Here is an 11,193-nt window from a genome sequence, read left to right on the forward strand (position 1 = left end):
TTCATGTCTGATAAAGAAAAGTTGCGTTTATATGGTTTTAATAATTTAACGAAAAATTTAAGTTTTTCGTTTTACAAACTTCATTATTTAAAAACGAACGAAGATCACAATGAGTATAATCGCTATGTCAATGACAAATACAGCGCAGCTAATCTTTCACATTTATTAACCAAAATTTGCCATGCAATTGGCGGTAATATTTTAAATATTGCCCAACAAAATTATCAGCCTCAAGGGGCGAGTGTTACCTTAATGATTTCTGAAGAAGCACAAGCTAAATCTTTAGTGGGTCATTTAGACAAATCGCATATTTGTGTTCACACCTATCCTGACGATAATATTCAAAATAATATTGCTATCTTTCGCGCCGATATTGAGCTTTCAACTTGCGGTGTTATTTCTCCGCTAAACGTACTTAATTACTTAATTGATGAATTTGCCGCAGATGTAATAGATATTGATTATCGAGTACGAGGTATGACCCGAAATTTTAATGGCGATAAACAATTTAACGATCAGGAAATATCATCTGTTAGTGAGTATTTATCTGATTTGCATTTAGCTAACTATCACCTTGATAGTAGTAACCTCATACAAGACAAATTATTTTATAGTAAATTGTGCCTAAAAGGTGTGCAGTTAAATGAAAGTATCTTTCGGGGAACAACACCTAACATTGCGAACCAACAGCTTAGTGATATCGCGAGTCAAAAGGATAGCATCACAAGTAAAATTCTCAACGAGCGTGAGCAGTTGTTTAAAAAGTTAAGTTAATCTTTAAACAATCACTCTCTATTGAGGATTAACTTACATATCACTCATCCAATCAATTTGTTTATTAGCGTGTGACTTCTTTTTCATAATATCAGCAATTAATGGGGTTAAAATCAGCTCCATCGCTAAACCCATTTTACCACCTGGCACCACCATGGTCGTTGTACGTGACATAAATGATCCGTCAATCATACTTAAATAATACGGAAAATCGACATTATTAACTTCTCTAAAACGGATAACCACAAAACTTTCATCTAATGTTGGGATTGCTTTTGCGCTAAACGGATTCGAGGTATCAACCGTAGGAACTCGCTGAAAATTAATGTGGGTGCGTGAAAATTGAGGAGTGATAAAGGATATATAATCTTCCATACTACGTACAATACTGGCAGTAGCAGCTTCTCGAGTGTGTCCTCTTGCATGAGTATCTCGAATAATCTTTTGAATCCATTCAAGGTTGACAATAGGCACCATGCCAATTAATAAATCAACATGCTTACAGACATTATTGTTATCCGTTTTAACGCCCCCATGCAGCCCTTCATAAAAGAGTAAATCGGTTCCCTCACCCAACTCCTCCCAAGGCGTAAAAGTCCCTGGCATTTGATTGTACGGCACAGCTTCATCGAAAGTATGTAGATACTTACGCATTTTCCCTTTACCTGTCTCAGAATAATCTTTAAACAAGCGCTCTAAACTATCAAAATCGTTCGCTTTATCACCAAAATAGCTAATATTACTATGAGCTTCATCAGCTTTGCGTTTTTCTAAATCCATTTCTTGACGAGAAAAACGGTGAAAACTATCACCTTCAACATTAATAGCATTAATATTTAATGTTCTGAAAATATGCTCAAAAGATTCTGTCGTGGTTGAAGTCCCTGCACCTGATGAACCGGTAACCGCAATGATAGGATTTCGAGTTGACATAAATGAGTTGCCTTTGTTGAAAGAAATTAACGAGACATATTGTTATACGAGGAAAACCTTGAGTGGTCAAGAAAATACCGATAAACAAGCCTTTATAGTCGCTATACATAATGAAAAGTATGGTGGTACACATTTATTTTACTGACACCAATCTCACTAACTATGCGTTTTTTTCTACAGATTTAAATAGCGCAGTAACTGGTATTTTTCTTGTGTATAAAGAAGATCACTGAATAAACAAAATTTTTATTTCAAAATCGATAGCGAAAACTGACACAATTTTAAAAGCAAAAAAAAACGAGGCCTAAGCCTCGTTTTTATCAGTATAATTTAGTTACCTAAATTATGCTTCTACTGCTTCTTCAACTACTTCAGGAGCATCTTCTACTACTGGGCGGTCTACTAATTCAATATAAGCCATAGGCGCTTTATCACCAGTACGGAAACCACATTTTAAAATGCGAGTGTATCCACCTGGGCGTTCTTGGTAACGAGGACCAAGATCGTTGAATAAAATACCTACTACTTCTTTATCTTGTGTACGAGCAAATGCTAAACGGCGATTTGCAACACTGTCGGTCTTAGCCAATGTAATCATTGGTTCAATTACCATACGTAGTTCTTTAGCTTTAGCAACAGTCGTTTTAATAACGCCGTGCTTAACTAATGAGCTTGCCATATTGCGGAACATCGCTTTACGATGACTGCTATTACGGTTTAACTGGCGACCGCTTTGACGATGACGCATAAGTTAATCCTTATCTTAACTGTTTAAAAAAACGATGATCGAACTAGTCGTTATCAACGATGCTTTCAGGTGGCCAGTTTTCTAGGCGCATGCCCAGAGACAAACCACGAGACGCTAACACGTCTTTGATTTCAGTTAGAGACTTCTTACCTAAATTAGGTGTTTTAAGAAGCTCAACTTCTGCACGTTGTACTAAATCACCAATGTACTGAATTGCTTCTGCTTTAAGGCAGTTTGCGCTGCGGACAGTTAGTTCTAAATCGTCTACAGGACGAAGCAAAATTGGGTCAAATAAAGGTTTTTCTTCTTTCAACTCAACTTCTTTGATATCACGTAACTCAACAAATGCATCTAACTGTTCAGCTAGAATCGTTGAAGCACGACGAATCGCTTCTTCTGGATCTAATGTACCATTAGTTTCCATATCTAAGACTAATTTGTCTAAATCTGTACGTTGTTCAACACGAGCAGACTCAACATCATAGGCAATTCTTACTACAGGACTGAATGAGGCATCAACCAACAAACGACCAATAGCGCGATCTTCTTCCTCGGCATCGCGACGAACAGAAGCAGGAACGTAACCACGACCTGTTTCTACTTTAATTCGCATGCTAACAGAGCCATCACCTGTTAAAGTACAGATAACATGATCTGGATTAGTAATAGTTACATCACCATCATGTTGGATGTCAGCTGCCGTTACAGGGCCTTCACCAGACTTAGTTAAGGTAAGAACGGCTTCATTTTTGCCTTCTAAAATAACTGCAAGCCCTTTAAGGTTTAACAATATTTCGATGATGTCCTCATGAACACCTTCTTTACTACTGTACTCATGTAAAACACCGTCTATTTCAACTTCAGTTACCGCACAACCTGGCATTGAAGATAAAAGAATGCGGCGTAACGCATTACCTAAAGTGTGACCAAAACCACGCTCCAATGGCTCCAAAGTTACTTTAGCACGACGCGTGCTTAAAGTTTCAATGTCAACCAATCGTGGTCTAAGGAATTCGGTTACAGAACCCTGCATATATGTCCTCTCCTAATGTGAAGCTTTACTTAGAGTAAAGTTCTACAATTAACTGTTCATTAATTTCCGCAGATAAGTCAGAACGATCTGGAACACGTTTGAAAACGCCTTCTAGTTTCTTACTATCAACTTCAACCCACAGTGGCTTCTCACGTTGATCAGCTAAATCTAAAGCAGCGATAATACGCGCTTGAGTTTTAGACTTCTCACGAACAGAAACTGCATCTTCAGCTTTAACAGTGAAAGATGGAATGTTCACAACAACGCCGTTTACCACGATAGCTTTATGGCTAACAAGTTGACGAGCTTCAGCACGTGTGCTGGCATAACCCATACGGTAAACTACGTTATCAAGACGTTTTTCTAAAAGTTGTAACAAGTTTTCACCTGTGTTGCCTTTTAGACGAGCCGCTTCTTTATAGTAGTTACGGAATTGTTTTTCTAGTACGCCATAAATACGACGAACTTTTTGTTTTTCACGAAGTTGTACACCATAGTCTGATAAACGACCGCGACGTGCGCCGTGCTGACCTGGTATAGTTTCGATTTTACATTTAGTGTCAATTGCTCTTACACCACTTTTAAGGAATAAATCTGTTCCTTCGCGGCGGCTAAGCTTTAACTTTGGACCTAAATATCTAGCCATTTTATTTCTCCAACATTCCTAAAAAGTACGATTAAACGCGACGTTTCTTAGGAGGGCGACAACCATTATGAGGAATAGGTGTAACGTCAGTGATGTTGGTTATTTTAAAACCAGCAGCATTTAAGGCACGGATTGCAGATTCACGACCTGGACCTGGACCTTTAACGAACACTTCAATATTCTTCAAACCAAACTCTTTCGCAGCAAGACCTGCACGGTCAGCAGCAACCTGCGCAGCAAACGGAGTAGATTTACGTGAACCACGGAAACCTGAACCACCTGCAGTCGCCCAAGATAAAGCATTACCTTGACGGTCTGTTAGAGTCACGATTGTGTTGTTGAAAGAGGCGTGGATATGAGCCATGCCATCGACAACTGTCTTTTTTACGCGTTTACGCGTACGAACTGGTGTTTTAGCCATTGTCTAATTCCTCGTTACTTTTTAATTGGCTTACGAGGACCTTTACGGGTTCGCGCATTTGTTTTAGTGCGTTGTCCACGTAGAGGAAGACCGCGACGGTGGCGAATGCCACGATAACAGCCAAGGTCCATAAGACGCTTGATATTCATTGAAACTTCACGGCGTAAATCACCTTCAACGGTAAATTTATCCACTTCAGCACGTAGCAAATCAATTTTTGCTTCGTCTAATTCACTGATCTTCGTTGATTCTTCGATACCTGCTGCCGCACAAATTGCTTTTGCACGGGTTGCGCCGATACCGTAAATCGCAGTAATGGCGATTACTGCATGCTTACGATCAGGGATGTTAATGCCAGCGATACGGGCCACTAACACATCTCCTATAAAAATTTAAAATTACATTGGTTGAAAAGCCCGTTAGGATACTCAACCAGACTCTTTTTTCGCAAATCGAAGCGGCATTATACAGAAATATCTGCATAATGCCACTCCTAAAAGATTACACTAGTTTTTAAGCTTTGGAATTAATCCTAAGTTATTAACTAGCCTTGTCTTTGTTTGTGCTTTGGCTCTGAGCAAAGAACGCGAATTACGCCTTTACGTTTTACCACTTTACAATTACGACAAATCTTTTTTACGGATGCACGTACTTTCATTTTATACTCCGTTAACTTATCTAGCTCGGTTTCTAACTACCGTAGCCTTTCAAGTTTGCTTTCTTAAGTACATTGTCATATTGATGAGACATCAAATGCGTTTGTACTTGTGCCATAAAGTCCATAATCACAACCACGATAATCAATAATGATGTACCGCCAAAGTAGAACTGTACGTCCCATGCTATGATCATAAACTGTGGAACCAAACAGACAAAGGTAATATACATCGCGCCCGCTAGGGTTAAACGTGTCATTACTTTATCTATATATTTGGATGTTTGTTCACCCGGACGAATCCCTGGAATGAACGCACCAGACTTTTTCAAGTTATCTGCCGTTTCACGCGGATTGAAAACCAATGCCGTGTAAAAGAAACAGAAAAATATTATTGCGGCGGCTAACATAAATACATACAAAGGTTGACCAGGAGACATAGCCTGAGAAACATTTTGTAAGAAATCCGCTACTGGACCTTCGCCTTGACCAAACCAACTCGCTAGAGTGCCTGGGAACAAGATGATACTTGAAGCAAATATTGGTGGGATTACCCCAGCCATATTCACTTTTAATGGTAAATGTGTGCTTTGCGCAGCGAAAACCTTACGGCCTTGCTGACGCTTCGCGTAGTTAACAACAATACGTCGTTGACCACGTTCTACAAATACCACCAAGAAAGTCACAGCAAAAACGACAAACGCAATTAGCAATAATACTAATAAGTGCAATTCACCTTGACGCGCCATCTCAGCAGTTTGACCTACTGCAGCTGGCATGCCAGCAACAATACCTGCGAAAATTATGATTGAGATACCATTACCAATACCACGTTCAGTAATTTGTTCACCTAACCACATTAAAAACATGGTACCGGTAACCAAACTTACAACCGCAGCGAAATAGAAACCAAGACCAGGATTAATTACCAAGCCTTGCATCATATCAGGTAAGCTTCTCGCAATCGCAATTGATTGCAGTGTTGCTAGAACTAATGTGCCGTAGCGTGTGTACTGACTGATTTTACGTCGTCCAGCTTCACCTTCTTTTTTAAGTTCTGCGAACTTAGGATGCATTACCGTAAGTAATTGCATAATAATAGAAGCTGAAATGTACGGCATAATACCAAGTGCCAATACTGAGGCTCGCTCAAGTGCACCACCAGAGAACATGTTAAACATCTCTACAATGGTGCCCTTTTGCTGTTCAAAGAACTGAGCTAATACAGCGGCGTCAATACCAGGGATCGGCACAAATGTTCCCAAACGAAGCACAACAAGCGCTCCGAATACAAACCACAATCTTTGTTTTAGCTCAGACAAACCGCCTGAACCTTTGTTTTCCGTTCCTGGTGTAGCCATTCTGTACTATTCCTCGATCTTGCCACCAGCAGCTTCAATAGCTGCACGTGCACCTTTAGTAACACCTAAACCACGAACAGTCAATGGACGAGTAATTTCGCCAGACAACATAATTTTTGCTGTCACAATGTTACGTGTTACTAGGTTAGCGTCTTTAAGCGCGTGAATATCAACAACATCACCAGTGATAAGGTTTAATTCATGTAAACGAACTTCAGCGTGAACTAAAGATTTACGTGAAGTAAAACCAAACTTAGGTAAACGTTGTTTCAATGGCATTTGACCACCTTCAAAACCAGGACGTACACTACCGCCAGAACGAGACTTCTGACCTTTGTGACCACGACCACCAGTTTTGCCGATGCCAGAACCAATACCACGGCCACAGCGTTTTTTAGCTTTGTTAGATCCTGGAGCAGGAGATAAAGTATTTAAATGCATTATTAATCCTCCACCTTAATCATGTAATAAACCTTGTTGATCATACCACGTACAGACGGAGTATCTTCTAACTCTACTGTATGGTTAATACGACGTAGACCAAGGCCTTTTAATGTAGCTCTATGCTTCGGTAAACGACCGATAGAACTTTTAATTTGAGTTACTTTTACTGTTTTAGACATGCTCAATTACCCCAAAATATCTTCAACGGTTTTGCCACGTTTAGCTGCCATGCTTTCAGGCGAATGCATATTCGCTAAAGCAGAAACAGTAGCGCGAACTACGTTGATCGGGTTAGTAGAACCGTATGCTTTTGACAATACGTTCTGAACGCCTGCAACTTCAAGTACTGCACGCATCGCGCCACCGGCGATGATACCTGTACCTTCAGAAGCTGGTTGCATGTAAACTTTTGAACCAGAGTGCTTGCCGATAACGACATGCTGAAGAGTAGTACCCTTCAAATCTACGGTTACAATGTTACGACGTGCTTTTTCCATTGCTTTTTGGATTGCAGCAGGCACTTCACGTGCTTTACCGTATCCAAAACCAACGCGACCAGCACCATCACCAACTACAGTAAGAGCGGTGAAACTGAATATGCGACCACCTTTAACCACTTTTGAAACGCGGTTAACGGCGATTAGCTTTTCAGCCATATCACTTTGTTGTGAGTTTTCTTGATTATGATTAGCCATTATCAACCCCTAGAATTGCAGACCAGCTTCACGAGCTGCTTCTGCTAACGCTTTAACGCGACCGTGGTAACGGAAACCTGAGCGATCAAAAGCAATGCTTGTGATACCTTTGGCTGCAGCACGTTCAGCAATTGCTGTACCGACTGCAGTTGCTGCTGCAACGTTACCTGTTTTATCTAACTGAGCACTAATTTCTTTATCTAAAGTAGACGCAGATGCGATTACTTCAGAACCAGTAGGAGCGATCAATTGCGCGTAAATATGACGAGGAGTACGGAATACAACTAAACGATTCGCACCCAACTCGCTAATTTTTGCACGAGAGCGTTTAGCTCTGCGCAAACGAGATGTTTTCTTATCCATAGTATTACCCTACTTCTTCTTAGCTTCTTTACGACGAACGTATTCATCAGAATAACGAACACCTTTACCTTTATAAGGCTCAGGTTTACGGTATGCACGAATGTTCGCTGCGGTTTGACCAACTTCCTGCTTATCAGCACCTTTCAGTACGATTTCAGTTTGGCTAGGAGTTTCAACAGTAATTCCTTTAGGAATTGTGTGTTTGATTGGGTGTGAAAAACCTAAAGATAAGTCTAAAGACTGACCTGCAGCTTTTGCACGGTAACCAACACCCTGTAAAACTAATCTTTTTTCAAAGCCTTTACTTACGCCTTCAATCATATTATTGATTAAAGCACGTACTGTACCGGCTTGAGCCCATGCATTTCTGTGTTCACATGCGATGTTAGTAATGAGGTTGTTTTCTTCTTGAGAAACAGCAACAAAACTGTGGATCGTATGTGATAACTCACCTACTGGACCTTTAACTTTAATGTCTTGACCTGATAACGTAACAGTAACGCCAGCAGGGATAGCGACAGGTGCTTTTGCAACACGAGACATATTCTGCTCCTTACTCTACGAAACCAAGAACTTCACCGCCAATACCCGCATTGCGAGCGGCACGATCCGTCATTAAACCTTTAGATGTAGAAATAATTGCGATACCCATACCAGCAAGAACTTTTGGAAGCTCATCACTGCTTTTGTATACGCGAAGACCAGGACGTGAAACACGCTTGATCGTTTCAATTACTTCTTTACCTTCAAAATATTTCAAAACAACGTCTAACTGAGGCTTAGCATCAGTTGAAACTGAGAAATCTGAAATATAACCTTCTTCTTTAAGTAAGTTGGCAATTGCCACTTTTAACTTTGAAGATGGCATTGCTACTGCAGATTTTGCTGCAGCTTGACCGTTGCGGATGCGTGTAAACATGTCCGCGATAGGATCAGTCATCATAACCATTTACTCCCGTGAATTACCAACTAGCTTTCTTAAGACCTGGAACTTCACCACGCATAGTTGCTTCACGCAACTTGATTCGGCTTAAACCGAATTTACGTAAGTAACCATGTGGACGGCCAGTAATGTTACAACGGTTACGTTGACGACTACTGCTCGAATCACGAGGTAAACTTTGAAGTTTCAATACGGCATCCCAACGTTCTTCTTCAGAAGAATCTGGACCTGAGATGATTGCTTTTAATGCAGCACGCTTTTCAGCATATTGTGCTGCTAACTTGGTACGTTTTGCTTCACGAGCTTTCATTGACGATTTAGCCATAACTCTACACCTTCTTCTTAAACGGGAAGTTAAAGGCAGATAGCAATGCATGGCCTTCATCATTATTCTTCGCGCTAGTAGTGATAGTAATATCCATACCACGGATCTTGTCGATTTTATCGTAATCAATTTCCGGGAAGATTATTTGCTCACGTACGCCCATGCTGTAGTTACCACGGCCATCAAATGACTTAGGATTTAAACCACGGAAATCACGGATACGAGGAATAGAAATAGAGATTAAACGCTCTAAAAATTCCCACATACGTTCGCCGCGTAAAGTTACTTTCGCGCCTATAGGATAGCCTTCACGAATTTTGAAGCCCGCAACTGATTTGCGTGCTACTGTCGTGACCGGCTTTTGTCCTGAGATTGCAGTAAGATCATTCGTGGCGTGTTCTAGCACTTTCTTATCAGAAATTGCTTCACCAACACCCATGTTTAGGGTGATCTTTTCAATCCGAGGGACTTGCATGACACTTTTATAACCAAATTGCTTTTGCAATTCAGCTACAACTGTATCTTTATATAAATCATGCAGTTTCGCCATCGTTTACTCCAATTATATTAATTCGTTATTAGATTTGAAAAAACGAACTTTTTTGCCGTCTTCAATTCTAAAACCAACACGATCTGCTTTACCCGTTTTAGAGTTAAGGATCGCTACGTTGGAAACTTGTAAAGGTGCTTCTTTTTCAACAATGCCACCAGGCTGCTGTAACTGAGGTACAGGCTTAGTGTGCTTCTTGATTAGGTTAATACCTTCTACGTATACTTTGCCGCTTTCAACTAGAACTTTGGTAACTTTACCAGTTTTGCCCTTGTCTTTGCCTGCAAGTACGATTACTTCATCATCACGACGAATCTTAGATGCCATTATCGTGACTCCTTAAAGTACTTCTGGTGCTAGAGAAACGATCTTCATGAACTTTTCAGTTCTTAATTCACGTGTCACTGGCCCGAAAATACGAGTGCCAATCGGCTGTAAGTTTGCGTTAAGCATTACAGCTGAGTTAACGTCGAAACGGATGGCTGAACCATCAGAGCGACGTACGCCTTTCTTAGTGCGCACCACTACCGCAGTTAATACATCACCTTTTTTTACTTTACCACGAGGAATTGCTTCCTTTACGGCAACTTTGATGATGTCTCCAATGCGTGCGTAGCGACGGTGCGAACCACCAAGAACCTTAATACATTGAACACGCTTTGCGCCGCTGTTATCAGCAACATCAAGCTGTGATTGCATTTGGATCATTGTTTTACTCCGCTAATATCTTATGTCTTCATTCGTTATTAAAATAACTAAAAATACATCTATTAAAATTAAATAAGATAAAATTCAAGGCCAGAAATTTGACCCGTCACTGCCTTACTACCCCCTAAAAACCTGTGTTCTGTACAAAAAAAGCACGAGACACAAACCCAGTGGGCGCGAGATTATAACACCAGTCATCTAAAAGTGATACTTTATTTAGCTAAAAAATGAACAATGATAAAATTAAAGGGAATTATCCACTTCCTTAACAGCATAAAAAAGCCCCTACCAACTAAATGGTAGGGGCTTTTATTTAACTATTGCGTTAAAACTTAGTTATCTTTCGATAATTAAGCTTTTACGATTACATCAACTAAAGTCCACTTCCCTTTAAAGAGCAGACTTTGAAATTGGCGCTATGCTTTACTTATATCGTCACTCTTTGTCATCCTTGACACCGCCACATATGATTCAATCGTTGAATATAAAAAAGCCCCTACCAGATAAATGATAGGGGCTTTTATTTAACTATTGCGTTAAAACTAAGTTATCTTTCGATAATTAAGCTTTTACGATTACGTCAACTAAAGTCCT

The 11,193-nt window shown here is 40.2% G+C and carries 19 protein-coding genes; 1 reads left to right on the forward strand and 18 read right to left on the reverse strand.

Annotated elements, in window-relative coordinates; genetic code table 11:
• Window positions 1-3: 3 nt before the first annotated feature.
• Window positions 4-774: an adenosylmethionine decarboxylase gene (gene speD, locus AC27G3_RS15835; protein WP_487123207.1), complete on the forward strand. Its 771-nt coding sequence runs from the start codon at window positions 4-6 to the stop codon at window positions 772-774.
• Window positions 775-807: 33 nt separating this feature from the next.
• Here speD and AC27G3_RS15840 read toward each other — a convergent pair whose 3' ends face one another.
• The 18 genes from AC27G3_RS15840 to rplN form a co-directional block, all read right to left on the reverse strand.
• A complete protein-coding gene (locus AC27G3_RS15840; RefSeq protein WP_487123208.1) occupies window positions 808-1,707 on the reverse strand; it encodes a phosphoribulokinase in 900 nt (299 codons plus the stop codon).
• Between the two features lie 343 nt (window positions 1,708-2,050).
• On the reverse strand, window positions 2,051-2,455 hold the full coding sequence (gene rplQ, locus AC27G3_RS15845; RefSeq protein ID WP_487123210.1) for a 50S ribosomal protein L17: 405 nt from the start codon (window positions 2,453-2,455) through the stop codon (window positions 2,051-2,053).
• Window positions 2,456-2,498: 43 nt separating this feature from the next.
• Entirely contained in the window at window positions 2,499-3,488 is a 990-nt protein-coding gene (locus AC27G3_RS15850) for a DNA-directed RNA polymerase subunit alpha (RefSeq protein WP_487123212.1), read from the reverse strand.
• Between the two features lie 25 nt (window positions 3,489-3,513).
• Entirely contained in the window at window positions 3,514-4,134 is a 621-nt protein-coding gene (rpsD, locus tag AC27G3_RS15855) for a 30S ribosomal protein S4 (protein WP_487123214.1), read from the reverse strand.
• 31 nt (window positions 4,135-4,165) lie between these two features.
• Window positions 4,166-4,555 carry a 30S ribosomal protein S11 gene (rpsK, locus tag AC27G3_RS15860; protein WP_487123216.1) on the reverse strand — a complete coding sequence of 130 codons (390 nt, stop codon included), beginning with the start codon at window positions 4,553-4,555 and terminating at the stop codon, window positions 4,166-4,168.
• A gap of 14 nt (window positions 4,556-4,569) precedes the next feature.
• Window positions 4,570-4,926, reverse strand: coding sequence for a 30S ribosomal protein S13 (gene rpsM, locus AC27G3_RS15865; RefSeq protein ID WP_487123218.1), 357 nt, complete (start codon window positions 4,924-4,926; stop codon window positions 4,570-4,572).
• 173 nt (window positions 4,927-5,099) lie between these two features.
• Entirely contained in the window at window positions 5,100-5,213 is a 114-nt protein-coding gene (gene rpmJ / locus AC27G3_RS15870) for a 50S ribosomal protein L36 (protein ID WP_130603190.1), read from the reverse strand.
• A 32-nt stretch (window positions 5,214-5,245) separates the two neighbouring features.
• Entirely contained in the window at window positions 5,246-6,571 is a 1,326-nt protein-coding gene (secY, locus tag AC27G3_RS15875) for a preprotein translocase subunit SecY (protein WP_487123220.1), read from the reverse strand.
• 6 nt (window positions 6,572-6,577) lie between these two features.
• Window positions 6,578-7,012 carry a 50S ribosomal protein L15 gene (gene rplO / locus AC27G3_RS15880; RefSeq protein ID WP_487123222.1) on the reverse strand — a complete coding sequence of 145 codons (435 nt, stop codon included), beginning with the start codon at window positions 7,010-7,012 and terminating at the stop codon, window positions 6,578-6,580.
• 2 nt (window positions 7,013-7,014) lie between these two features.
• A complete protein-coding gene (gene rpmD / locus AC27G3_RS15885) occupies window positions 7,015-7,194 on the reverse strand; it encodes a 50S ribosomal protein L30 (protein WP_487123242.1) in 180 nt (59 codons plus the stop codon).
• A 6-nt stretch (window positions 7,195-7,200) separates the two neighbouring features.
• Window positions 7,201-7,710, reverse strand: a complete 510-nt coding sequence (gene rpsE, locus AC27G3_RS15890; RefSeq protein WP_487123224.1) for a 30S ribosomal protein S5 — start codon at window positions 7,708-7,710, stop codon at window positions 7,201-7,203.
• Window positions 7,711-7,719: 9 nt separating this feature from the next.
• Window positions 7,720-8,073 (reverse strand): 50S ribosomal protein L18, encoded by a 354-nt coding sequence (rplR, locus tag AC27G3_RS15895; RefSeq protein WP_487123226.1) that lies wholly within the window; start codon window positions 8,071-8,073, stop codon window positions 7,720-7,722.
• 9 nt (window positions 8,074-8,082) lie between these two features.
• Window positions 8,083-8,616 carry a 50S ribosomal protein L6 gene (gene rplF / locus AC27G3_RS15900; protein WP_487123228.1) on the reverse strand — a complete coding sequence of 178 codons (534 nt, stop codon included), beginning with the start codon at window positions 8,614-8,616 and terminating at the stop codon, window positions 8,083-8,085.
• A 10-nt stretch (window positions 8,617-8,626) separates the two neighbouring features.
• Complete coding sequence (gene rpsH / locus AC27G3_RS15905) at window positions 8,627-9,016, reverse strand: 30S ribosomal protein S8 (protein ID WP_487123229.1); 390 nt, start codon at window positions 9,014-9,016, stop codon at window positions 8,627-8,629.
• 19 nt (window positions 9,017-9,035) lie between these two features.
• Window positions 9,036-9,341 (reverse strand): 30S ribosomal protein S14, encoded by a 306-nt coding sequence (gene rpsN / locus AC27G3_RS15910; protein ID WP_487123231.1) that lies wholly within the window; start codon window positions 9,339-9,341, stop codon window positions 9,036-9,038.
• A gap of 4 nt (window positions 9,342-9,345) precedes the next feature.
• Complete coding sequence (gene rplE / locus AC27G3_RS15915; protein WP_487123232.1) at window positions 9,346-9,891, reverse strand: 50S ribosomal protein L5; 546 nt, start codon at window positions 9,889-9,891, stop codon at window positions 9,346-9,348.
• A gap of 12 nt (window positions 9,892-9,903) precedes the next feature.
• Complete coding sequence (rplX, locus tag AC27G3_RS15920) at window positions 9,904-10,218, reverse strand: 50S ribosomal protein L24 (RefSeq protein WP_487123234.1); 315 nt, start codon at window positions 10,216-10,218, stop codon at window positions 9,904-9,906.
• Window positions 10,219-10,230: 12 nt separating this feature from the next.
• Entirely contained in the window at window positions 10,231-10,599 is a 369-nt protein-coding gene (rplN, locus tag AC27G3_RS15925) for a 50S ribosomal protein L14 (RefSeq protein ID WP_487123235.1), read from the reverse strand.
• Window positions 10,600-11,193: the final 594 nt, after the last annotated feature.

The sequence above is a fragment of the Colwellia sp. SU-HH01217 genome (assembly GCF_057543495.1).